Source organism: Marinomonas aquimarina (genome assembly GCF_900089755.1).
GTDB lineage: Bacteria > Pseudomonadota > Gammaproteobacteria > Pseudomonadales > Marinomonadaceae > Marinomonas > Marinomonas aquimarina.
The window spans coordinates 387,519-411,536 of record NZ_FLOC01000001.1 but is presented as its reverse complement, the minus strand read 5'-3'; the positions used below and the strand labels follow the sequence as shown (position 1 = coordinate 411,536).

Here is a 24,018-nt window from a genome sequence, read left to right as displayed (position 1 = left end):
AAATCTTGTCACGATAAAAGGTGGTTGAAAACGTAGCACTTCCATCATCTTTTGCTAAAGTTAAATGAGTAACCACTGGCACATGTGCTTACGATGAGCGTCATGTGCTGATGCGGCCAAGCGAGGAAGCGAGGGTGGTTCTAGTTGGTTTTACTCTGCCAAGGAAGAAAAAGAGAGCGGCTTATTCCCCCCTAGTTCATATGTCTATGAACTGAAATTTGCATTATCAGATTTGACGTCAGCAACGCGTTTTCTCGAGAAAAGTGCCAAATTAGACATAGTCTAATTGGGCCTATACAGCTATCAGAGAGCTTAATATGAAAGCAAAGCGTACTTTAGCGAACTCATCAAAAAAGCAAAGCGGTCTAGTATCCCTAGAGCTCGCTCTAGGGTTTGTTAGTTTCTGGTTGGTTTGTATGATCTGGATCGAAATGAGCTATGTGTCCTATGTGTCCGCCATGGGCGACATGATGATCAGTCATGCAAGTAGTCAAGCAAAGCGTGGTGAAGACGTTGACTTTCAAGTGGCTTTTAACGATTCACTGAATCAGTCGGACAGTTTGTGGGAAAGCTTTATTGGAGACGGTAGCGGCTTTGAATCCTGTGTTTACTATGTCACCTCCTATACCGCTCTGAAATCGTTAGGTGAGGATACGGATATTTGTGAACAAGGCGACGGTGCGGATGATACCGCTCCGATCGCTATCTACCAGGTTCATTATGGCTACACACCGATGTTTACTACATTCACAGATAGTACGCCCGATCTTTTTTCTCGTGAAATGATTGTCATACAAGAATCTCAACTAGAGTGAGCAAGAGTATGAAGAATTCGTTTTTTGCACGTCGTAAGCAGTCTGGGGTTTTTGCCGTGGAGTTTGCGGTATTGGCCTTTGGTTTAGCATTTGTGTTCGCATTCTGTGGTGATGTCGTCATGCGCTTGTCCACTCATGGTAAGTTGGACAGGATCGCCTATTCGAGTGTGTCCATGATACGAGAAAGAACCGCGTTGTTTTCGGGCGTTGATATGACGGCTGCCGACGCAACGCAATTCAATGATCTATGGAGCATTGCTCAAGGCTCTTTGCAACGTGTCATGGGAGGATACGAGGCTGAAAAATTTGGCATGGTGTTGGAGGTTCTGACGTTCAATGACGCCGGCGTGGCACAGCCATTGATTACCTTTACGGACTCACCTGACACTAATTGTCAGGTGAGTAGCGCTCTAGGGGCAATCATCGCCGACTCAGCCACGTCTTTGTATCGCGTGACACTGTGTTATCGAACCGATAATTGGTTCGGTAGCTTAATTGGGAAGGATTACGGATTAGTAAGAAGCAACGCTTTATCAGTGGGGCGATAGTTATGAAATTTAACACATCAAAAAATCAATCAGGCGTCGCTGCAATCATGTTTTTGGTGATTTTCCCGGCCTTATTCGCAGTGTTTGTATGGGGAATCGAGGGCGCTCGTGTCGTGCAAGACAGTGCCCGCTTAGTGGATGCTGTGGAGGTGGCGGCTTTAACCGTGGCAGCACAAGACGTTGATGATGAGGCAGAATGCCGAGCCATTGCTAAGACTGTGGTGGAGACCTACTTCCCTGATTCGATCGAGGTCAGTGTGCCGGCGAAAACGGTGACGACACCTTGTATCAGCAGCATAGCCAATCGATTTGATATCACGGCTTCTGTTGAGGAGGCAACATGGTTTCCTAAAGCGCTGGCTAGCTTCGGTGACTCCTATACCGTCAGTAACAGCATGTCCGTTGAACGTGACCGTTTAGGCGCGATGGATGTCGTGGTTGCGATAGACTATTCATATGCCATGGCAGCCTATTATGGCAACGATGTTGCTGCTTATGAAGCTGATGTTGTGGCGACCGTGACGCAAATTGCCAACTATATCGAAAATGTCAACGACAACAAACTTCCGGGAATGCCGGACAGCCGCTTAGCGATCGTCGGCTTTGACCAGTTTGTGAAATACACGGATGCTGAGGGTGAAACCTACTATACTCCGCACCTTGTCTGTACCAGCGTGGTGGGTAACTCCAGTAACGAATACACCTGTAACAAGGAGAATAACTCGCTCCTCGAAAATAATGCCAAAGATGGGGTCTACGACCACTGGAACATTGGTACCTATGATGCGGATACAAAAGGTAAGATTTCTGTCGACTATACCCTCGATCATATTTTTGACCCATTGGATTACAAGGATGACAACAGTGGTGACAAAGAAACCCCTGGGCAAGGTAATGGTGGGGATACCGGTAACACGATTTTCTTTGATAGTGAGGCAGTCTATGACACGCTTGATTTTGATGATCCTGCCAATATCAGCATAGATGGCTTTCGTATGCCACCAGGTGAAAACCCAGACTTTGGCCCAGAATCTGCTAGCTACACAGGGTTAATTCAAGCCGCACTGTTAATGAATGACTTTGGTGCAAACCGAGTGCGTAAAATCATCATTTTGACCAATGGCGATAAAGTCAATCCGTTCGCAGAAGTCGCAACGCAGCTTATTAACGCAGGAGGTACGCCTGGTCTATGTGATACCGTGGTCAATAGTATCTCAGCGTTGAAAGGCCCGAATAATCTTGATGTGAAATTTGAGCTATTTGTCGTCAATTATGATGCCAGCGCGACCGACACACAAATCGAGTTATGTGCTGAGGAGTCGTTACAGCCAAACATCGCAGACAACCTGTATGAAGATGTGCCACCGGCAGTGGTGGATTATACCGCTGCAACGAAAACCGATGACATTAACGACATCATGAAGAGCATGAGAAAGTACATGGGACGCCTGCTCGAGCAGTAGTTGAGCGGCGTCTTATGAGCTAGAAACGATAGGTGAAACCAAGATCGATGCTCTCGGTCTTGGTATCGAACAAGTCGATATTACTTTCTTGGTCGCGATGGTAATAGCTACCATGAATGATCCAATCATTATTGATCGGGTAGAAGTATTGAATCGATGTGGTGAGCGATTTAGTGTCGCGTTTGTTGTCTCCGAATAATGAGCTGTAGGATTCACTATCGTGGGTACGCAAGTAGCTAAGTCGTGATGTTAAGCGGCCACGGAAAAGAGCCAAATCATAGAAAATTGAAGCTTCTTGTTGGCTTCGATCTCCTCCAGCTCGATCATCGATCTGTTTGTTTAAGCCAAACCCTATCTCAAAGCCAAATCGCATATTGTTATCACTGAAGATAAGCCCTGGGCGCACCATAAAGGATGTTTCGTCCAGTAGGCTTTGGCCAGTAAAGTCGACATAGCGCCCTTCTAACTCGACATAGGATGTCGGTTCAGATCTTGGATACACCGTAAACTTGCCATCGAGCGCAGAATATAAGCCATTGTCCCCTAAACGAAGGTGTTCTAGGCCGATTGACCAATGGTTGCGCTGGTTTAAAGACTCTGTCTCTGTTTCATAGGTGAGCTTCAGCTCGTCGGTATCGGCTTGATCCAGATGACTGTCGCGAGTATTCACCGCAAAGCTCAGGCGCTCAGTGCCATCAGGCGTTAAGCTGTAATAACGCGACAAGAGACTGGCGTAGTGGAAACCACCTGATTGCGCGCGATAGTCTGGTGCAATAATGGCTGGGATAAGCTGATCGGCACTGATTAAATTGAGTTGCTCAATGTTGGTGGCGTTATTGAGGTTGCTGCTGTGGCCATACAGATAGGTGAATTGATTATCCCAGTAGTGCAGCTGCTTGCTCCAAGCGGCTTTTCGCTCTTCTAAATAGCCCTTTAAATGCTCTGGTAGGTTCGGCTCATCCAGTAACGCTTGGTTAACTTGCAGTGCTGCAATCAGTTGATTGCTTTGGAATAGTGCTTGAGCATAGTCCAAGCGAGCGGAGCCATTGAAAGGGTTGATCAACAAAGATCGTTCCAACATTTCCACAGCGCGGGAAATACGTCCGGTATAAAGTAGAGAGGCGCCATATAGGGCGAAATACTCATCGCTATGCAGGCACTGGTTCAGTTGAGCGGCCAGAATAGGGCGCAGGGCTTGCCAAGACTCTAACGATGGCTGCGCAGGGATATTGTTAGGCATTACACAAGTTAACTCGGCGTCATTGGCAAAGCTAACTTGTGACAGTACTAGGCTGGCAAAAACGGCCACTGTAGAGCGAAAGCGAGTCATCATTAAAAGCCGTTCCTAATCCTTGGCTATCCGCACATCTCGAAGTAAAGCACAATGATTGCGCTAATTAGCGGCTGTGTACGAGCTTTACAACGCGACCTAGGTCCTGCTCTGCGAGAGGATCTATGTGATGTGATTTAGGTGCGAATAATACATGAGGTGTTGTCAGTCCATCAAGCAAGAAAGAACCTTGAGACTCAAGCTGCTCACCATGTAAAGATCGCGCGGCACACTCACCAATAAGAATCGGCTGTGCCAAATCTTGAGTCATTTCTTGGATACGCAGCACAATGGTCACCGTATCTCCGAGCAAGGTGTGATGACGGCGATGATGCGGGCCGATGGAACCTACTAAGGTCGAGCCACGTTCAATGCCTACTCCCAACGCCATCGGTTCTAAGCCTTTTGGTGGGCGCTGAGGCAGGATTTCAGCCACTTTTTCTTGTAAAGCATTAGCTGCCTCAAGTGCTAAGTTACAAGCCTCGCTGTCGTGCTCTGTGTGCCAGCTCGCTAAAATAGAGTCGCCTTTATATTCTTCCACCTGACCACCGCAGGATTCAATAATCGTGGAGGCTTCGGTAAAGAAGTAATGCAATAACGCCGCGGCTTCTTCTGGTGGACGACTTTCCTCGTAGGCGGAGAAGTTACGCAAATCGGCACACATTAATACCAGATCGTGTCTTTTGGCTTCAATGGCGCTGCTTGGATCGCTATTGGCAAGGCTTTGCGCGACGGGCTTTGGCAAGTAGCTGCTGAGGTGGCTAAAGATTCTCAGGTGCTGTGCGCGCAATAACTGGTGATCGGCAAACAGCAACAGTGTGCCTGCAATCAGACTGAAACACGCGACATTGAACCAGCCAAGCCAAATATCAAAACTTAATAGATAGCTGTGGAATGCCCAAGCAGACAGGGGTAACGTCAGGGTCGCTAATGGCAGCAAGTAAGAAGACGCTCGAGTTTGAAGTCGGCAAATAAATAACAGTACGGCAACAAACAGCAGACCTTCTAACCATAATAGCCAATTCGCGTAAGCTGGTGTGTAAGGTGTCTTGCCGTCAAGTAAGTTGCTAAGTAAACGTGCTTGAAGCTCGACCCCAGGCGTCACACCGCTGTGTGGGGTTGGGACCACGTCGCCAAGGCCAAACGCCGTGGCACCGATCAGTACCCAGCTATTTTCAAGTAAAGCTTCTGGTGCCGTACCATTCAACACGTTAGCCGCAGACACATATTGGAAACTATCTGGGCTTTGGCGATAAGACAAGCGCATATTGCCCTGGGCATTAATGGGAATGGCAAGACCAAAATAGGAATCCATCACAATCTGCCATTCAGAGCTAGCAAGGTTCTGAGCGTTTTTGACCGACACACTTGGGTGGTTTGATAAGCTGCTGAGCAGACCTTGTAAAGCCAGTGAAGGATACACGCGGCCATCGATACAGACTAAAGGAGCTTGCTGACGAATCATGCCATCCTGATCAACCACTGGCGTGATATGACCGACTTGGCGATGCGCAATCGAGGCACTGTTGGCTAAATAGCTGCTGGCGCTTGGAATGGGGAATTGGCAACGGGTCGCGTTTAAACTGCCTTGTAGTTCGCCACTGCGCAATGCCGATTGCTTATCAAAAATTGGGATTTGCGCCAGAATACCATGATTGTTTTGCAGTGCCGTGGCAAACGCTTGATCGCCTTCTTTGGCTTCAGGGAAGACAATATCAAACAGTTGTAGGGCGCTGCCGTACTCCGCTAATCGATTAGATAGCTCTGCCATGGTGGCGCGCGGCCATGGCCAAGGACCCACTTCAGCAAGACTTTGTTCGTCAATCGCTACAATGGTAATGCGCTCTTCTCGCTCTTGTTCTGGGAACAGCGACCAAACCAAGCTACCGAATTTTTCTTCGTACTCATATTTGAAGGACGAGAACAGAAGGCTCACCAACACCATAAAGGCAAAGGCAATGACAACCAAGCTCAGTAGAAAGGACCACTTAGTTTGGTTAGGGCTTTCTGTTTTGAAGGATTTAAACAGTGATCGCATGACAGTCACTTATTCTGCATACCAATGGGTGACACCTTCGACAGAAGTGCCTGCGCCAACATCCTTGTAAAACATAAAACTGCTCGCATCACCGTCCAATGTGGATGCGCCATGAATGGCGGTATCGCCTGAGGTAAAGTTAAAGAAGCCACGATCACTGATTGTGCCAGTGCCATTCACCGTGACAGGCGTGATCAGTGGTGATGTCACCATGACTTCCGTGGCGAATTTACCATTTGTAAAATCAATACTTAAATGACTGTCGGCACTGGACACCGAAGCAACCGACAACATGCCTCCAGTGTTCACCGTAGCCTGTGACGCCAATAAATTAAAAGAAACATTGCCTAGGTTCGAATCTGTTCCCAAGCGATCCTCAGACGGCGTTCTATAAAGGGCTAGGTCAGAAATAAAGGGGCTTGGCAGGACTGTCAGATCTCGTCCGTTCGCGGCGACCGCTCTGCTATAGACAATACGATCGGTTGCTTTGGGCCCCGAGTAACGCCCCCACATCAGACGCTGTACACGCTCTTCGTTGGGCTGCGCATTGATAAAGGTATCCGCGGTAATTTCGTTTACTAAGCGGTTGTCTAAGTCGGAACGATCTAGCGCGTCAGATTCTTGGTTAGATTTTGAGCTCGTATTGCTTGCAGAGACATTGTCTTCTGCTGTCTCAACCGCGTGTGGCTGTGACTGGATTTGTGCGTCATCGATCGAGATGGTTGGAATACCAGCAGAAAGTGGCAATAATCTTGGCGACTCATACATAGAGCTAAATTCCAACAGCTGCTGCGCATCACTGGCCAGTTCCACCATATTACTCGATTGGCAAGGACCAACCGAAGCTGCCTGGCAATCAACAGAATAGGGCGAAACGATAATCGCACCTTCATTGACCACCGCTTGCAGCAGGTCGCTTGAAGACTTCACCACGAAATCTGTGCCGCGCACACCAATCGCCGCAATAGGCGTGTTTAAACGAAACTTATCTCGGGCAGACTTCGCACCTTCACCTGAGATCGAACGCATTACACCCTGTTCTAAATTAAACTTAATAATGGATTCATTAGGCTGGCTGGCGTTGTATTGGTATTGCTCAATGACTAAGCGGCTCTCTGGTCGAACACTGACTAAACCATTATCAATAAAACGCACATGCACATGGCCATTACCCAGTGTCTGGATGACATCCCCAGAACCAACTTTAGTGCCGATCTTCACTGGTGTGCTGCCATTAACGAATGCCTTACCTAGCAAAAATGTGACTTCTCCTGCGTCGTCTTCTGGCGCAGCTTGAGTGGCAACTGCTATGAATAGCAAGCTCCCCAAGCAAGCGTTGGCATAAAACTTGATAGATTGTCGTACATTGAGCCATTGCATCGTTAATAACCGCCTTGAGGCGAGCTGGGTAGGCGCTCGTCTCAAAATAAACAAAATTAAAGTTAGCCTAGATAATACGCAGCTTCAGGGAAACAAAAGTGATTGCAATCACATATAAAAAAGAAGTTATGTATGACTAGGTAACTATTCAGTCTAGGTGTAAAGTTATCCCCATGCGGTAAAGAAACGTTATCCTGTGGGCAAAAAGTTTCCACCCCTGTGGATTGTGGATAACGTTTCAGGTTAAATAGTTGCCCATTCTAGATTGTGAGCGTGAGACAGACGTTCAGTTTTATTCAAAGAAGAAAATAGTATTTGTGAACAGCACTCGTCCAACCAGCACCGTTGCGGAAAAAGTACATGGCAGTAACTATTGATCTGCTAAAGTGCTTTCCCATGCTAGCAGCATTGCCGGATAGTACCCTAGAGCAATTAGCGACCCAATCAACGCTCAAAAATGTGAGTCGAAGAGCCGTGGTGGTGAATGGTGGCGTGGCGTCCGAATACCTGTGCTTTTTATTTGAAGGGCGCCTACAGGGCGTAGACTTCACACTAGATGGCAGAGAAGTTGGGCTGTACTTCGTCGAGCCAAGCGACTTCTGTGGTGAATTAGGGTTGTTTGATCAACAAGGCCAGCCAGAAAGTGTTATCGCACTGTCGAAGTCGCAAATCATCTATATGCCCGCCAGCGCCGTTCGCGCCGCACTACAAGGCAGCCACCAACTGGTAGAAAGCCTGTTTACTCGTATGGCAACCCGCGTACGCAAACTCTCAGCACAGCGAGCATTGCTAGGCTTGTCCAGCACCGTTGCCCGCGTCTGTGGCCAGCTTTGGATGATGCTAGAAGAGCAAGAGCCAGGTAACAGAAAAGAAGGCGTTATCACCTACCCTCCAACCCATCAAGAACTCGGCATCATGCTGAACCTTAGCCGAGAAACCGTCACACGAGTCTTTCAAACCCTGCAATCGCAAGAAATTGTGAAACGGGACGGCACTACCCGTTTATTGATTTTAGATGAGCAAGGCTTAAAAGGCTTATTTGAAGCAGGGGATAGCTAGCCTCCTTTGTAGGAGCTCGGTTCCCGAGCGAAAAGATCCCACGCACAGCGCGGTCCTACAAATTGCGACGAAAGGGCTGCTATTGTAGGAGCTCGGTTCCCGAGCGAAAAGATCCCACGCACAGCGTGGTCCTACAAATTGCGACGAAAGGGCTGCTATTGTAGGAGCTCGGTTCCCGAGCGAACACATCCCGCGCAAAGCGCGGTCCTACACATTGCGACGAAAGGGCTGCTATTGTAGGAGCTCGGTTCCCGAGCGAAAATATCCCGCGCAAAGCGCGGTCCTACACATTGCGACGAAAGGGCTGCTATTGCAGGAGCTCGGTTCCCGAGCGAAAATATCCCACGCACAGCGCGGTCCTACAAATTGCGGCAAAAGAGTAGCCCTTGTAGGAGCTCGGTTCCCGAGCGAAAAGATCCCACGCACAGCGTGGTCCTACAAATTGCGACGAAAGGGCTGCTATTGTAGGAGCTCGGTTCCCGAGCGAAAATATCCCGCGCACAGCGCAGTCCTACATTTATCCCCGATGGAATCGGGTCGTACTACATAAATTAGCGCATTAACTTATCTCGAATTCGTCTTTGCAAAGACAATGGCACTCGCTTCGCCACGGATCTCAATAACGGTGCTTGTCGCACTTTAAACAAACCATACAAAGCTTTACGGCGAAGCTTCTGTTTCAACGACAAATCCGCTTTGGTTAAAGGAAGCGTTTGTTCAAGCCAAGTCTGCAGAGCACCTTCCTCTAACGGATCAATACTGACTTTACTTGCTGAAGTGCCCAACAGAGATAAGTAGCTGTCACGGTAATGGGTGTACTGTTTAGCAGGCGTCTGATCATGAGCGTATGCAGGAAGCTCACTGCTTTGTTTAGAGAGTGTGTCGAACAACGTCGCCATCTCATCAGCGCTACTGTCCCAAGGCACAATCCAGCTATTCTCACGGCCATGCAAGCGTTCAGCAAAGGCACCGATATTTGGAGCAACGACCGGTAAGCCTGCTTCGATGGCTGCACTTAAAGTATAGCTGTAAGTCTCAGGCCAAAGGGCTGTGAACCAAACCAGATCTGCCTGACCTGAGTCACGACGCTGCTGCAGCATTGCTAACAGCTCATGCTCTTTGTAGCGGCCACTGACGGTAAGCGCTGTCTTTGGCTTGCTTTGTAATTCTCGGTAGCCATAGCCGATCAGCTCAAACTCGACATTAAAACCTTGTTTGGCACACAAGCGCGCTGTGTTTTCCAGTAAATCCGCCCCTTTGATTTTGCTTAGAGCACCAATGATTACCACCTTCAGTGGGGCATTGGCTGTTTTAGGCAGAGCGCTCACTGGGAAGGCCGCATGATCCAAGAATCGTCCGGCTTCATGATACTGAGTCACAATCGTGGCCTCAGGAAACGCTTCACTGTATAGCGCTAGGCAGGCCTTGCTTGGCGCTAAACAAATCTTCGCATCGTTTAATAGTGGCGCAAAGGATGACAACCATGCTGAGTTCAGATGCTCTGGCTTAGCGGCAAAGTAATGACCCTGATCGTCTGTTAAAGAAATGCTCTCATGCATATAGTAATAATCATGCAGCGTGACGATCCAAGGCTTATTAAGCTTTTTAGGTAGTGACATCACCCAGTTTGGCAGTCCAATCATATGGTGGAAATGGAACCCCGCCAGCGGCAATTGAGATAGCACCTCACGCAGCAGTTCTTGATCTGCGTGCGGCTCAAAATACAGGGTGTATTCCGACTCTTCACAAGCTAGACCATCGACGCCAGATTTGACTCGGGTCAGTGATAAGTGGCCTGGCTTTTTAAGACTTGGCATCAGCATCAGCGAATAACATTGGTTACTCGTTTCACGACTTAACTCTTCAATAAAGCGTACCGTACCACCGCCACGGTTATGGCTCACATGAATGGTAATAGGCTGAGAGCCGAAACGCAGTGCCGCCAACCATGTTCGAATACGGGCTGACTTGGCAGGATCCTCGGCAATATGACGTTGCACATCCACATCGTAACGCGGGTGTCGTTTTAGCAGTTTACCAAGCGCTGTGTGCTTAAGCTCATTGTGTTCATCGCCAAAACTCACGTTACCGGTATGTTGCACAAAGGTGTCTAACGCAAAACGGTTTTTCCAACCCGCTTTGATCGCACGTTGGCAAAAATCGTTCTCTTCACCATAGCCTTTGCCAAAGGTCTCCACATCGAAATAACCGAGATCCTCTAAGCAGGCACGGCGAATGTACATACAAAAACCCACACCGCTTGGCACATCCACTGCTTTGTCAGCGTTACTCTTAGAAAATAGGGTATCTAACAGCTCAAGCGGAGTATTACTTTCTAACGCATTATCTTGGCAGAAGTCCGGATAGCTACATATGGTCGCATTATTGGAAAATGGCGTCACTGTGCCGACCTTATCGACCGCGTAAGCCGCTTTGGTCATGCGATCTAGCCAGTCATTCGCCACCAAGGTATCACTGTTCAACAGTAAAACATCACGTTCTGGGTGCAGCTGCATACCACGATTGACGGTCGCGACAAAACCAAGGTTTTCCTCATTGACCAACAGGGTGTACTCGCCCAAGCTTGCGCGCTCACGCAGCAATGCACTGACTTCCGGCTCAGGAGAGCAATCATCAATTAAAATAAGCTCGTATGCTTGCTGATTGTGTGACGCCTTAATGCTATCAAGGCAATCGATTACATCTTGTAAACCGCGGTAAACTGGTACAATCACGTCAATCGGGTGATTCATGGATTCCTCATTTTTTACGAGCAAATAATTTGCGACAAATATAGCCAATGCTGTGGCGGGTAAATGTTCAAGGCTTTGATCTCAATAGCTTATTAATCATAAAGATGAAAGCATTACGAATACGCTCTGCATATTTATAGCGACGTTGCAGGCTGCTAAGCAGTTGGCTTAAATGTTCAATATCTTTATCTTTGCTGGCGATGACCTGCAAAGCATAAGTATGCAGCGAACCGATGCGATCAAATTCAGCTTGATTCAATGCTTGTAACGAAGCGATAGCGGACTCACGCCATTGATGCGTATCAGCTAACAAAGAGAGCTGTTCGGAGTCTGAGAGCTTCGGTAGCCATTTCTCATAAACCTGCTGAAATGCCAAATGTTGGCGTGAGTTATCACGCACCCCAGAGCCAGCATCATGAATACGATAGGCACAGCTAGCTTTCTCAAGAAAGTGCAACTCACAATGTTCTGACACTTGCAGCCAAAAATCCCAGTCTTCAAACAAATCAAACTTGCTATCAAACGCCACCCCTAATTCTCGCACAGCGGTGGGTAATAAAACCGTCAGGATCGGCAAGCTATTTTGATAAAATAACTGGTTTTTTGCTAAGGCATGACCAGTAACAGACAGCAAATGCTCTTCACCATTTTTATCGATATGAACCGCTCTCGCTTGGCAATGCACCGCAACCAGTGCACCTTTAGCTGCGACATGATGATGAACCGCGACCAGTGACGAAATATGCTCTGGATCGAAATAATCATCATCATCTAGAAACACGCAAAATGGACTGTTAGCAGCGTTTAGCCCAACATTGGCTGCGTTAGTTCTACCGACGCTCTGCTCATGTTGAATTAGGTTTAGTGATATGTCCGCTGCATTGTAAAGCCAGTCTTGTAACTGGGGCGCAATGTCCGCACCGCCATCATTAACTACCACTAACTCAAGAGGACGATAAGACTGCGCGAGAACAGAAAGAACAGCCTGCTGTAACAGTTCAGGACGATTCTTGGTTCTAATCACCACACTCACAGCAGCGTTAACTTCACTCATATTTTTTGATCCTGCTAAACAGCATCCCATGCCTCGATAAATCCTAAAAATAAGCGCGAAATGGTAGCTTTTTCCAGCAAAACATACCAGACCAATAAACCATAAACAGAGTAGGGCTAAGATCTTTGTGGGAGCTCTGAAAGATTTTTGAGGGAGATCTTGTGGGAGGGCTGCGATCTTCTGTGGGAGGGCTGTCCCAGCCCGATGCGATCTTGAATCGGGGTAAGATACCCCTCCCACAAAAAACTCCCGCACTTGTAGAAGGGCTGCGATCTTCTGTGGAAGGGCTGTCCCAGCCCGATATAGGCAACTCCAGAAAATGTTCTAAACTAGAAACGACAAACAGCAAGGAGTGCGTATGTTAACCAAAGGAAAAGGATACTCAGCATTAAGGCGAGGGCGCAGCAGCAGTCCAGAGAGTGTTTACCACGTAGTCTTCAACACCCTAAACAGAGCCCAAATGCTACAAGACTTTCAAACCGCCCGCGCAGTGATCAAAGCCATGCAATTCTGTCAGCAGCAACAATACTGCCACACGGTCGCATTTTGCATCATGCCAGATCATGTTCACTGGCTGATACAGCCTTTAAATAAACAACTATCACAAGTGGTCCATAGTGTGAAACGCTACACCAGCAGTGAACAACTGAAATGGTCGGATGGCTTCTATGACTCAGCAGTAAGATCCGAGACAGAGTTGATAGACGTGGCGAGGTATATCATTGCAAACCCTAAAAGAGCAGGGCTAGTCTCAAGTGTAAAAGACTATCCTCATTGGGATACAGAATATTTATAGCAAAATTGCTCTTGTAGGAGGGCTGTCCCAGCCCGATGTGGTCTTGAATCGGGGTAAGATACCCCTCCTACAAAATAGCTGCTTATGCTATCTTACTCGCCGTTTTCAGAGCTTTAGGAACGAGCTTACCCATGCTACCAGTCAAGTGGTTTTGGCAGTACGCCTTGCCGATACAACATCTCAATCTCATCATTCAGCTAACCAAGCGCTCGATCCAGCAGCGTTTCAAGGGCTCCATCCTAGGTGTGGCGTGGGTCTTTATCACGCCGATTCTAATGCTGAGCGTCTACACCTTTGTCTTTAAGTCTGTGCTAAAAGCCAAGTGGCCAGGGAACGAAGACGCCAACAATATTGAATTTGCGCTACAGATTTTCTCTGGTTTGCTGATCTTTAACCTATTTGCCGAAGTGCTTAGCCGAGCGGCGAGTTTGATCACTGAACAGCCCAATATGGTGAAAAAGGTGATTTTCCCACTGCCGATCTTTGCGTGGGTCAATGTGCTGTCGGCCTTGTTCTTTGCCCTCGTTAGCCTTGCGGTATTAATAGTGGGCGCTTTCTTTATGCGCTCCGAGCTGACGGTGCATTTATTGGCGTTGCCCTTTCTGTTGGTGTTGGTCACACCACTGTTACTAGGCCTAAGCTGGGGACTGTCTGCACTGGGCGTCTACCTGCGTGATTTAACTCAAGTGGTGACGCTGGTGCTAACACCACTGATGTTTCTATCGCCGATCTTTTACCCAACCAGCGCGTTACCAGAGTTAATCCAGCAACTGATCGTAGTGAATCCTCTGGTACTGCCGATCGAACTATTACGTGATCTGGTGATGACAGGCCAGTGGCCAAATTGGCTGCCTTTATTAGCTTACTTTCTGGTGTCCAGCGTGGTGATGCTGGTGGGCGCTGCAGGTTTTCATAAATTGAAAAAGGGGTTTGCCGATGTCCTCTGAGTTGGCGTTACACATCGACCATGTGTCCAAAATCTATAATCTGTATGACTCACCCAAAGACCGCCTAAAGCAAATGCTGATGCGCGGTAAGCGTCAATACTTTCGCGAATATCAGGCCTTGCGCCAAGTGTCGTTTGAGCTGCCAAAGGGCGAAGTTCTAGGTGTCGTCGGGCGCAATGGCGCAGGCAAATCGACGCTGCTGCAACTGATCTGTGGCACGCTGACACCAAGCTCAGGCAATGTGCAGGTCAATGGTCGTATCGCTGCCTTATTAGAGTTGGGCGCAGGCTTTAACCCACAGTTTACTGGCCGCGAGAACATCTTCTTATCTGCTTCCATCATGGGCATTAGCAAACAAGAAGTCGAAGCCAAAATCGAAGACATCATCGATTTTGCTGGGGTGCGTAGCTTTATTGATCAACCGGTGTCGACCTACTCCAGCGGCATGTATGTGCGCTTAGCCTTCTCCGTGGCCACCAGTGTTGAGCCAGACATTTTGATTATCGACGAAGCGCTTTCTGTGGGTGACGGTGACTTTGCTCGCCGCTCCTTTGAACGCATTATGGCCATGAAAGAGCGCGGCGCGACCATCCTGTTTTGCTCCCACTCCCTGTATCAGATTGAAGTGCTCTGCTCCAAAGCCATCTGGTTGGAAAAAGGGCAACTGGTCAAAACCGGTGAACCAGGCAAAATCGTTTCGGAATACCAAGCGTTTTTGGATTACCTAAGCCAGCATCCTGAAGCTACCCCTGCGGATATGATGGCGCGTCAGAATAACACCGCACAGCAAGCAGCGTTACCAACCGGCGAATACGCTCGCATTCAACAGGTGAACGCCTCGACGGTGACAGAGAAAGGCGACCGTCTCACCCTTATCAGCGGTGAAACCGACTTAACCCTCGATATTCGCTTTGTCTCCACTTTAAAAGAGCAAACGCCACAGGTGGCCATTGCCATTCATAATGCCGCCGGTCAACTGATCAGCAGCTGTGCCGCTTGGACGGCGGGTGTCAAACCGACCGTGAACAGTGAAGGACAGGGGCAAATGACCTTGACCCTACCTAAGCTACCGCTATTAAAAGGCACTTATTATGTCGGTGTGCTCCTATTTGATGAGCGTGGCATCTTCCTCCATGACGAAGCCGACCCCGTGGTAACCCTCGATATTGAACAGCCCAACCAAGAGCGTGGCATTGTCTTGCTGCCACACACGTGGCAAGTCACTACCCAAGAACCACGCTTAAAAGCCGACGCCAGCGTTACTACTCGCCAGCCTAGCGATCGCTGGTTCGTTCGTGCTGCTGAGGACAAAGACCTAGAGCAAATCAAAGCCCTGTTCCAAGATGCCTTTGGCCAAACACTGCACGAAGACATCTGGCACTGGAAATATCGCTACGCCAAATCCCCTGGCTACGTGGTGTTTGAAGGGGACGACATGGTTGCCTTCTGTGGCGGTGCGCCGCGTAAAGGACTGGTGCAAGGCAACCCCACCACCTTCTGTCAGATCGGCGATGTCATGGTGGCTAGCAAACAACGTGGCATCCTTACCAAAACCGGGCCATTCTTCCGCTGCGTTTACCCCTTTATGGGCGAACAAATTGGCGAAGGCCGCGACGAAACCTTTGCCTTTGGTTTCCCCAATAAACGCCACCTGCGCGTTGGCGAGCGCCAAAAGCTCTACGCTTCCTTTGATAAAATTTTAGAAGCCACATGGCCTGCACAAGCCAATGCGCTTACCTTAACCCGTTGGCAGGGCGAACCAGAGCTAGGCGGTGCGATCGATCGCCTATGGGGCGACATGCAACCGCATTTAACCCAGCACTTGGTAGGCTTACATGATCAAGCGTGGTTACGTTTCCGCTACCTTGAAAAGCCCCATGACCACTACCAAATCTATCTGGTAGGGGAGAAGAGTCAGGCCCCTCTGGGCGTGATTGTGATCAAAGATCACCCAGAGAAAGACCATATCGAACTGCTCGACTTTATCGGCACCCCTGAACACAGCGAGCAATTGATCGCCGCCGCCCAGCAATGTGCCGCCAGCCTCGGTCGCCAACAGGTCTACGCATGGCTAACGCCCAATGTGTACAAATGGTTAGAGCAAACTGGTGGACACACCCAACTGACCGACATCGTCGTCCCTGGTAACGGACTCGATAATCCAGAACACACCGCCATCGCCATCGACAACTGGTGGCTACTCGGCGGCGACAGTGATTTTAGGTGATGCCAAAGCTCCTGTAGGAGCTCGGTTCCCGAGCGAAAAAATCCCGCGCAAGAGTAGAAAAGGGGTCAGATCCCTTATATGTAAAATCTCTTTGATAAATACCAAGATATCGGTGTAAAAGGGATCTGACCCCTTGGTAGAGGTAAGGGCTGTCTCAGCCCGATTAAAAAGGATCTAAATGTGTTTGAACAATTCTTTACCCCCTATAAAACTGCCTGCGCGGTAAAAGGCGAGCGCATCGCTATCCTTGCCCCGCACCCAGACGATGAGATCTTTGGCTGTGGCGGCAGTGCAATCAAATGGCAACAACAGGGGAAAAGCGTGCAAGCCTTTATCCTGACCTCTGGCGTCGTGGCAGGGGAGTTCAACGACCAAGCCAACCCCGAGCAGCTACGTTCCGATAAAGCCAAGCTGCGCGCCGACGAATCCATAGCCGCTGCCGCTCTACTTGGCCTGCCTGAGCCTATTTTTCTTAACCGCCAAGACGGGGCGTTACTAGCAGACACCGACATCGAAGCATTGCTCCTCCAGCAATTAGAAACCTGGCAACCGACCACGCTGGTGATCCCTTCCTGCTGGGAAATGCACCGTGATCATCGCGCCACGGCACAGTTAGGTTTAGCACTGGCACAAAAGCTGCCCACAGTCGAACAAGTGGCCATGTATGAAATCGGTGTGCCGTTATCGCCCAATGTGTTAGAGGACATCACTGCAGAGCAGCCGCGAAAATGGCAAGCCATGCAGTGCTTTCCGTCCCAGCTTGCGGTACAGCGCTACGCAGAGCATATTAATGGCCTTAATCAATACCGCACCTACACCTTGGGCCTAGCCATCACCCATGCCGAGGCCTTTTGTTGTATCGCAAAAGACGAACTGTCTACGTTTATCGAGCACTTCCAGCCTGATACAACCACCCAAGCCTTACTGCGCTCCGAGCAATCTCATCACCCAGATCAACAGCGCATCACCCAGTTGGAACAACAAATACAGCACCTAGAGAACAGTTTATCTTGGCGCATCACGCGTCCATTACGCTGGCTCCGAGCTCGCTTTTGACTATTTTATAAGCACGTAAACAGGGCTAATGCCTTGTTTCATCATAATAAAGGCCCAAATAGGTAAAAAAATATTGATCGCGATAAGGCTTTTATGACAACCTTTGCGACTGATTAGAATTGTTTGTTTTTGCAATGGGCTCTGTGTCCAACACAAGAGATTTGTAAAAACATAAGCCAGAGAAGTGAATAAAAGTTAAAACGTGTGATGCCCATCACATCCTTTTGACCCAAGCTCCCTTACTCTGCACCCTATGCTAAGTGATCTCAGATGCTCTAACGAAAAACATCTCAGTCACATAAGTGTCACAACCCTTCGGCATGATATCAGTGAACACACTGGCCGAGGTTCGGCACTAGCAACCGAAACTCGTGCATAAGCGCAAGTTAAGCTAATACTGATTCAGACAAGGTGACTTAGGATATACGTCACCGAATTTGAAGATTAGTAAATAACCTTTGATCAAGGAGTTTTTTAAATGGCTATTAGTCAACAACAACGTACAGAACTACTTACTCTTCTAGTAGGCATGTTCGACGCAGCACCAGGTTCTGACATTCTGGACGAACTAGCAAACGGCATCGATAACGGCAACACTATTGCTCAATACGCTGCTAACCTAGTTGAATCTTCTGAATTCACTGGCATCTACTCTCGCGCGCTAACTGCAGAAGAGTTCGCTTCTTCTTTCATCGCTAACCTACTAGGTGACACTGTTGACGCTGACACAACGGCTGAAGCAGAAGCATTTGTTGCTGGCCGTCTAAACGCTGGCGCTTCTCGCGACACAGTAATCATCGAAGCGCTAACTGCACTTTCTGCAGTATCTGAAGACGATGCAACTTGGGGCGCTGCTGTACTCAACTTAACAATAAAGTTGAAGTAGCTGAATACTTCGGTACTCAAGGTGAATTCACTGGTCTGACTCTTGCTCAAATGCAAGCGGCTCTTTCTGGTGTAACAAATGACGATGCAACTGTTACTGCTAAGAAAGCAGCGATCGATGCTGGTAACCTTGAAGGCGTTGGTTCAAACGGCCAATCTTTCACTCTAACTTTCGGTACTGATGTTCTTACTGGTACTACTGGTAGCGATACTTTCACTGCTGGTGTGGTAAACGACGGTGCGGGTACTCTTGTAAATAGTATGGAAGATGCAGATATCATCGATGGTGGTGAAGGCTCTGATACTTTGAACATTACTACTCTTGGCGGAACTATTCAGTCTTCAATCAGTAATGTTGAAGTGATTAATGTTCGTAACATTACTGCTGACTCGACTGTTGACTTTGCAGACGTGTCTGGTGCAGAACAAGTTTGGAACAGTGCTTCATCAGCTGGTCGTACTCTTACTTACACCAATGCTGACATCGATGCGACTTTTGGTGTAAAGAACACTTTGTCTGAAACGGATATCGATACGTTTGAAGACGTGACTGGCACTGCTGATGAGCTAAAACTTGCTCTATCTAGCGCTGGTAGCAGCACAACTGATGCAGTAGTTTCTTCTTCAACTGATAGCGGTGACATTGAAGCGATGAGCATTGCTCTGACAGGTGAGAACTTCGCTGATGTATCTGCATTTGATGCTATTGAGACTCTAACTATCACTGGTACAGGTTCTTTGGAAGCTGTAGTGGATGCAACGGCTCTTGAAACTCTAGCGGCTGGCTCTCTAACTTCAAACCTAGATGTTGACCTTTCTGCTGCGTCTGCTGCAGAGCTAAACGTTGCAACGGGTGCTGGCGATGACCGTGTTGTTCTTGATGGTGATCTATTCGTAGCTGGTCACGATGAAATCGTTGTAGATCTAGGTGCAGGTAGCAACACACTAGCCCTAACTAACATGGATACTCATACTGCAATCAATGGTTTGGTATTTGATGTAGCTGATTTTACTGGCGTAGAAGCTGTTGAATTGACTGACGCTATTGTTCTTGGTGGTGCTGCGACTCTTGACTTCGACGGTATTGAAGTATCAAGCCTAACAGTTGGTGGTGCGGTAACTGGTGCAGCTAATACTTTAACTGTAGATAACACTGCAACAACATTGGCTGTTGATGTTACTGCTGCTGTTGGTGGTGCAATGGATACAGTTACAATCGACTTCGCAACTGCAGCCGATTTGTCTATCGATGCTGGTGCAGATATCGAAGGCACAACTATTGACGGTGATGACCTAACATCTGTTGCAATTGATGTGACTGAAGACGGTGTTTCTGTGGGTGGTGCTGCTACAGTTGATATTCTAGGTCAAGATGATGCTGATGCGGATCTACTAACTTCTGTATCTTTGACTGATAGCTCAGATGCTGGTGATGCTGCATATGACGTTTCCCTAACTGATGCAGTTCTAGTTGACACTATCAGCTTCGCTGGTGGTGAAGCGACTGACTTCACTGTTGATGTTTCTGGTACTGCATTCGACGGCGCTGTAACGGTTAACATTGGTGACTTCGGTGTTGATGCTGAAGGTAACACGGCTGGTGGCTTGTCTTACACTTCTGATGACACTAACGGTGTACGTGAAACATTCGTATTCACTGGCACAAACATCGGTGATGTTACAATTGCAGCAAGTTCGTTCACAGCAGGTGTTGGCGCAACAGCTGACCGTCTAGATTTCAGCTCTTTCGCTGGCGTTACAGATCTAGATGACCTATCTATCGAATTGGTTGGTGGCAATACAGTAATCACTGCTGCTGATAGTCAGTTTGACGGTACAATCACAGTAACAGGCGTTGACCTAACTACTGATACACTAAACTTCATCGTGTAAGGCTTATCCTTTTTGGGATAAATTTGATGAGATTTAAAAAGGGGCTTTGATAGCCCCTTTTTTTTTAGGCAAAATCGTTATTATTAGTACGTAAAGAGCGCCAAAATTGAGTCGGCATGAACACTCTGAGTGTTTATTCATAGATAAAACGGGTTTTAAAGGTATTTGAGTATGAATCGTAGTCCAGATGAATTGAAAGATAGAGTTGTAAAAGCAGTTAATCAATTGCAGTCTGGAAAGCTCCGAGAATCAATTAGCGCTTTGAATGAGCTGATTGAACCGACTAAAGCATCACCTCTTGAAAAAACAGTATTAGGTAATCTCGCCTTCGGCCATTTTTGCTTGAGTAATCATTCCGAAGCACAGCAAATTGCTCATCGTGTTTTATCTATGGCGCCAAATGATGTTTACGTTAGGCTGGTGCTGATGGCTAGTTATGCGAATAGCCAGCAGCATGATAAGTCTTATGAAATCGCTTTATCACTAAAAGGGGAAGAGATTCCTCTAGCTTGGTTACAGAGTTTCTGTCAAGCGGTTCTTAAACAAGGGGACTACGCTAAGTTCGCTGAGCTTGGTGATATTTTTCAGAAGCTAGATACGATTAACCCTGAGGAGTTGCCTAATCATATTGGCATAAATGGTACACGAAACCGTGTATTTGGCGCTGAAAGCCTACAACGCTATCTGGCGCTACAGCAGAAATGGGGCGAATTTATGATGGCACAAGCTAAGGCTGAGCCGCTTAGCCATGAACTGCGTCAAAAGGCCTACGAGAACAGAAACAAAGACGGGCGTATACGTTTAGGTTTCTTTGGTCTATCTGATATTTTCGATACTCAAAAAGTATTAAAACCCATTTTGGAGCAGCTCGACCGTAGTGTATTTGATGTTCGTATGGCGTTTATAGAAAACGGCGCTGGTTTAAAAACCCATGACAGTTTCACCTCTATGTTTGAAGAGGTGACGGTAATTCCTCGAGGTACCAACCGCAGCGTTGCTGAAGAATTGCTGGCATTGAGTTGTGATATTCTGATCGACCTCAATGGCTTACAGCAACCTGCAACGCGTGTAGGTGCAATGGCTTGGCGTGTAGCACCTTTGCAATTAAGTTGGACTGGGCGCCCTATCACTTGTGGCTTGCCTGAGCTAGATTACACGATCGTTGATCAAGTATTGCAGGGGGATGGTGAAGGAACGTTAAATAACTGTTTGGCGATGCCCGAAGCTTTTGCTTGTTTTGGGGAAATGCCGGATTTCCCTATCACACAAGAGTTACCTTCCTCGCAAAAGGGGTTCATTACTTTCGGTGTCAATTCTGAACCAGCTAAGTATAACCCAGAAACAATTAAGCTATGGTCTGATGTGTTGCTAGCTTTACCTAACTCTAAATTGGTCTTCATTCGTCCTGAGTATCGTAGCCACTATTTACGCGAGAATATCTCTCGTGAGTTTGCTAATTACGGGATTGACTCAGAGCGCATCGATTATCGATATGCACCGAGTTCAAATCGTGAGCATATGTTGGAGTATAATGATATTGATGTGCTTCTAGATAGCTATCCTATGCCTGGTGGCATTGGCATGCTAGAAGTACTTTACATGGGGATTCCTGCCGTAACTTTAGAGGGCGGAGCAATACAGCTTAGAGTCGGAGCCAGCCATTTGCATGCTGCGGGTTTAGATGATTTGCGTACTGAATCAGCTGAGGAATATGTCAGTAAAGCGGTTGGAGTGGCCCAGGATGTTACTAGACGTCAAGAGCTGAGGCTGGCGCTTCGTAACAAGCTGAAGCAAACGGCATTTGTTGATATCAACCGCTTTGGAAAGGGCTTTGATCAGACGATGAAAGATCTGCTAAAGCACCCCAATTTAGCTAATCGCCTTCAGGGGGCTCATTTGGAATCAGTAGAAAATGCAACAATACCCAGTATGGACTCGGTTACAATTGACGGCAGCCATTATAAAGTTGCTACAATGAGCCATGAAGCTAAAGCTCAATTAGCGAGTATTGAGTCAACAGAAAAACATCTTGAGTCGCTTAAGGTAGAGCTAAAAATAACTCAAGCAGCTCGGAGTGCTTATTTGCAATCTTTAGTTACAAAACTGCCTGTTCCAATTCATTCAGATAAGGACAATGGAGTGGTAGCGATTGAAGGAAACAAATATTCAATAGAAGACTTCTCAGATGTTGCTAAGCAACAGTTGATAAATGTGCAAGCATGCGACACTGAAATACGTAATGTTAATACACGTATTGCGATTGCGAATACAGCTCGAGAAGTCTATAGCAATGCATTAAAGCTAGCCGTCAAAAGCAACTAGCAATCACTAAATATCGTTTTATGCCCAATGTGGTGAGTTTGAATAAATCGATTTTCAATCATAGCCGATAGCTTAGTTGTCGGCTTTCTCGCGAGATCTAATTTATGTCTAAATATACATTACTATCAAAAGAGGAGCATGCGCAGAAAAGCTGGAAGCGTGCGAGCAATTACTATCATGCCCAGAGCGAAGTGTTGGTTCAGTTACTGATCAAAGAGCTGCCTAAGGCGCAGCAAACTTTACCTATTGCTTTTGTAAAACAAAATAACAATATAGTACCTGCAGCAGTATTGGGTGTGGCGAACAAAAAAAACCTTTTCGTGGCCCCTAATAATGGCCGTTGGGTTGATTCTTATATCCCTGCCGTAATTAGAGCATACCCATTCAAGTTGGCGCATGCTGAAGGTAGGGGGGCTATGTTGGCTATTGATGGGGCCTCGGAACAAATTGTAGATGAAGGAGGCTCTTCTTTCTTTGATGAAAATGGTCTGCCAAGTAAAGATCTTGAACAGGTTATGAGCTTTCTTCAGTCAATTGAAGCAGGTAAAAAAGACACAGAGTTAGCCTGTGCTGAGCTTCAAAAGCATGGCTTATTGATGAAATGGGATATTCAGATTGAGCTAGATGATAATACGATGTCATTGAATGGCCTTTATCGTATTGATGAAGAAGCATTGAGTAAACTCTCCGCTGAGGCTTTACATAGCTTGCAGAAGTCAGGTGCACTGACTCTTATCTATTGTCATGTATTCTCAGTACAAAATGTTGCTAAGCTGAAAACTTTACTAAAATTGCATACACAAGCGGGCTTGAAACTCGAAGAAGCAGAAAAAGCATTGCAGAATGAAAAAGGCGAGTTGGATTTAGAGTTCTTAAACGGAAATGGAACGTTTAGCTTCTAGTATTAAATTGGATTGAGATATATGAATTCAGGCTAAACCATTTTAGACACCCACACTTATTTGATCCCCGTCATTCTTCTGCTGTTCAATATTTGATCAATCTATTTGGTGTTCTATATTGAAAGCTCAACTTCCAAGGAGGGAATGATGTGCCTAATCATAAAAAACAAAGGTAAAACCATCTTAGACACCCACACTTATTTGATCCCCGTCACTCTTCTTTTGTTCAATATTTGATCAATTTATTTGGTGTTCTATATTGAAAGCTCAACTTCCAAGGAGGGAATGATGTGCCTAATCATAAAAACCAAAGAAAATATCTTAGACACCCACCGTAACTTGACCCTCATTACTCTTTGGTTGTTCAAAATTTGATCAGTCTAAAACCATCTTAGACACCCACACTTATTTGATCCCCGTCACTCTTCTTTTGTTCAATATTTGATCAATTTATTTGGTGTTCTATATTGAAAGCTCAACTTCCAAGGAGGGAATGATGTGCCTAATCATAAAAAACCAAAAACGCGCTTCTTCACGTCAGAACCATTGT

At 47.1% G+C, this 24,018-nt stretch carries 17 protein-coding genes; 12 read left to right on the top strand and 5 right to left on the bottom strand.

Annotated features, from left to right (window positions below):
• Positions 1-317: 317 nt before the first annotated feature.
• The 3 genes from MAQ5080_RS01970 to MAQ5080_RS01960 are packed head-to-tail and all read left to right on the top strand — an operon-like array spanning position 318 to position 2,826.
• Positions 318-815 carry a hypothetical protein gene (locus MAQ5080_RS01970; RefSeq protein WP_067204797.1) on the top strand — a complete coding sequence of 166 codons (498 nt, stop codon included), beginning with the start codon at positions 318-320 and terminating at the stop codon, positions 813-815.
• 8 nt (positions 816-823) lie between these two features.
• Positions 824-1,363 (top strand): tight adherence pilus pseudopilin TadF, encoded by a 540-nt coding sequence (tadF, locus tag MAQ5080_RS01965; RefSeq protein WP_067204793.1) that lies wholly within the window; start codon positions 824-826, stop codon positions 1,361-1,363.
• A gap of 2 nt (positions 1,364-1,365) precedes the next feature.
• Positions 1,366-2,826, top strand: coding sequence for a TadE/TadG family type IV pilus assembly protein (locus tag MAQ5080_RS01960; protein ID WP_067204788.1), 1,461 nt, complete (start codon positions 1,366-1,368; stop codon positions 2,824-2,826).
• A gap of 19 nt (positions 2,827-2,845) precedes the next feature.
• Here MAQ5080_RS01960 and MAQ5080_RS01955 read toward each other — a convergent pair whose 3' ends face one another.
• The 3 genes from MAQ5080_RS01955 to MAQ5080_RS01945 all read right to left on the bottom strand — a co-directional run bounded on the left by MAQ5080_RS01955 (position 2,846) and on the right by MAQ5080_RS01945 (position 7,574).
• On the bottom strand, positions 2,846-4,159 hold the full coding sequence (locus MAQ5080_RS01955; protein WP_067204785.1) for a tetratricopeptide repeat protein: 1,314 nt from the start codon (positions 4,157-4,159) through the stop codon (positions 2,846-2,848).
• Between the two features lie 64 nt (positions 4,160-4,223).
• On the bottom strand, positions 4,224-6,194 hold the full coding sequence (locus MAQ5080_RS01950) for a CHASE2 domain-containing protein (protein ID WP_067204782.1): 1,971 nt from the start codon (positions 6,192-6,194) through the stop codon (positions 4,224-4,226).
• 9 nt (positions 6,195-6,203) lie between these two features.
• On the bottom strand, positions 6,204-7,574 hold the full coding sequence (locus tag MAQ5080_RS01945) for a FecR family protein (protein WP_067204778.1): 1,371 nt from the start codon (positions 7,572-7,574) through the stop codon (positions 6,204-6,206).
• Between the two features lie 360 nt (positions 7,575-7,934).
• Here MAQ5080_RS01945 and MAQ5080_RS01940 point away from each other — a divergent pair, with 360 nt between their 5' ends.
• On the top strand, positions 7,935-8,633 hold the full coding sequence (locus tag MAQ5080_RS01940) for a Crp/Fnr family transcriptional regulator (RefSeq protein ID WP_082860973.1): 699 nt from the start codon (positions 7,935-7,937) through the stop codon (positions 8,631-8,633).
• Positions 8,634-9,184: 551 nt separating this feature from the next.
• On the opposite strand, the gene MAQ5080_RS01935 is transcribed toward MAQ5080_RS01940, so the two are convergent.
• Positions 9,185-11,386 carry a glycosyltransferase gene (locus tag MAQ5080_RS01935; RefSeq protein WP_067204771.1) on the bottom strand — a complete coding sequence of 734 codons (2,202 nt, stop codon included), beginning with the start codon at positions 11,384-11,386 and terminating at the stop codon, positions 9,185-9,187.
• A gap of 67 nt (positions 11,387-11,453) precedes the next feature.
• Positions 11,454-12,440, bottom strand: a complete 987-nt coding sequence (locus MAQ5080_RS01930; RefSeq protein ID WP_067204768.1) for a glycosyltransferase family 2 protein — start codon at positions 12,438-12,440, stop codon at positions 11,454-11,456.
• 358 nt (positions 12,441-12,798) lie between these two features.
• On the opposite strand from MAQ5080_RS01930, the gene MAQ5080_RS01925 reads away from it, so the two are divergent.
• The 8 genes from MAQ5080_RS01925 to MAQ5080_RS01890 all read left to right on the top strand — a co-directional run bounded on the left by MAQ5080_RS01925 (position 12,799) and on the right by MAQ5080_RS01890 (position 23,468).
• Complete coding sequence (locus MAQ5080_RS01925; RefSeq protein WP_067204765.1) at positions 12,799-13,236, top strand: REP-associated tyrosine transposase; 438 nt, start codon at positions 12,799-12,801, stop codon at positions 13,234-13,236.
• 131 nt (positions 13,237-13,367) lie between these two features.
• Complete coding sequence (locus tag MAQ5080_RS01920; protein ID WP_067204762.1) at positions 13,368-14,183, top strand: ABC transporter permease; 816 nt, start codon at positions 13,368-13,370, stop codon at positions 14,181-14,183.
• The gene (locus MAQ5080_RS01915) at positions 14,173-16,410 is read left to right on the top strand and encodes a GNAT family N-acetyltransferase (protein WP_067204758.1); all 2,238 of its coding nucleotides are present in this window, start codon (positions 14,173-14,175) and stop codon (positions 16,408-16,410) included. The genes MAQ5080_RS01920 and MAQ5080_RS01915 overlap by 11 nt, the downstream gene beginning before the upstream one ends.
• Before the next feature lie 180 nt (positions 16,411-16,590).
• Positions 16,591-17,466: a PIG-L deacetylase family protein gene (locus MAQ5080_RS01910; protein WP_067204754.1), complete on the top strand. Its 876-nt coding sequence runs from the start codon at positions 16,591-16,593 to the stop codon at positions 17,464-17,466.
• A gap of 478 nt (positions 17,467-17,944) precedes the next feature.
• Positions 17,945-18,352, top strand: coding sequence for a hypothetical protein (locus tag MAQ5080_RS01905; protein WP_067204751.1), 408 nt, complete (start codon positions 17,945-17,947; stop codon positions 18,350-18,352).
• Positions 18,310-20,244 (top strand): beta strand repeat-containing protein, encoded by a 1,935-nt coding sequence (locus MAQ5080_RS01900; RefSeq protein ID WP_156496500.1) that lies wholly within the window; start codon positions 18,310-18,312, stop codon positions 20,242-20,244. The genes MAQ5080_RS01905 and MAQ5080_RS01900 overlap by 43 nt, the downstream gene beginning before the upstream one ends.
• Positions 20,245-20,415: 171 nt before the next feature.
• Positions 20,416-22,566 (top strand): O-linked N-acetylglucosamine transferase family protein, encoded by a 2,151-nt coding sequence (locus tag MAQ5080_RS01895; RefSeq protein ID WP_067204745.1) that lies wholly within the window; start codon positions 20,416-20,418, stop codon positions 22,564-22,566.
• A 104-nt stretch (positions 22,567-22,670) separates the two neighbouring features.
• Positions 22,671-23,468 carry a SapC family protein gene (locus tag MAQ5080_RS01890; RefSeq protein ID WP_067204742.1) on the top strand — a complete coding sequence of 266 codons (798 nt, stop codon included), beginning with the start codon at positions 22,671-22,673 and terminating at the stop codon, positions 23,466-23,468.
• Positions 23,469-24,018: the final 550 nt, after the last annotated feature.

Coding starts and splice junctions, on each gene's coding strand:
- MAQ5080_RS01930 (WP_067204768.1), bottom strand. CDS start 12,440: ATGAGTGAAGTTAACGCTGCTGTGAGTGTGGTGATTAGAACCAAGAAT.
- MAQ5080_RS01895 (WP_067204745.1), top strand. CDS start 20,416: ATGAATCGTAGTCCAGATGAATTGAAAGATAGAGTTGTAAAAGCAGTT.
- MAQ5080_RS01940 (WP_082860973.1), top strand. CDS start 7,935: ATGGCAGTAACTATTGATCTGCTAAAGTGCTTTCCCATGCTAGCAGCA.
- MAQ5080_RS01970 (WP_067204797.1), top strand. CDS start 318: ATGAAAGCAAAGCGTACTTTAGCGAACTCATCAAAAAAGCAAAGCGGT.
- MAQ5080_RS01950 (WP_067204782.1), bottom strand. CDS start 6,194: ATGCGATCACTGTTTAAATCCTTCAAAACAGAAAGCCCTAACCAAACT.
- MAQ5080_RS01905 (WP_067204751.1), top strand. CDS start 17,945: ATGGCTATTAGTCAACAACAACGTACAGAACTACTTACTCTTCTAGTA.
- MAQ5080_RS01920 (WP_067204762.1), top strand. CDS start 13,368: ATGCTACCAGTCAAGTGGTTTTGGCAGTACGCCTTGCCGATACAACAT.
- MAQ5080_RS01915 (WP_067204758.1), top strand. CDS start 14,173: ATGTCCTCTGAGTTGGCGTTACACATCGACCATGTGTCCAAAATCTAT.
- MAQ5080_RS01935 (WP_067204771.1), bottom strand. CDS start 11,386: ATGAATCACCCGATTGACGTGATTGTACCAGTTTACCGCGGTTTACAA.
- MAQ5080_RS01955 (WP_067204785.1), bottom strand. CDS start 4,159: ATGATGACTCGCTTTCGCTCTACAGTGGCCGTTTTTGCCAGCCTAGTA.
- MAQ5080_RS01945 (WP_067204778.1), bottom strand. CDS start 7,574: ATGCAATGGCTCAATGTACGACAATCTATCAAGTTTTATGCCAACGCT.
- MAQ5080_RS01960 (WP_067204788.1), top strand. CDS start 1,366: ATGAAATTTAACACATCAAAAAATCAATCAGGCGTCGCTGCAATCATG.
- MAQ5080_RS01925 (WP_067204765.1), top strand. CDS start 12,799: ATGTTAACCAAAGGAAAAGGATACTCAGCATTAAGGCGAGGGCGCAGC.
- MAQ5080_RS01890 (WP_067204742.1), top strand. CDS start 22,671: ATGTCTAAATATACATTACTATCAAAAGAGGAGCATGCGCAGAAAAGC.
- tadF (WP_067204793.1), top strand. CDS start 824: ATGAAGAATTCGTTTTTTGCACGTCGTAAGCAGTCTGGGGTTTTTGCC.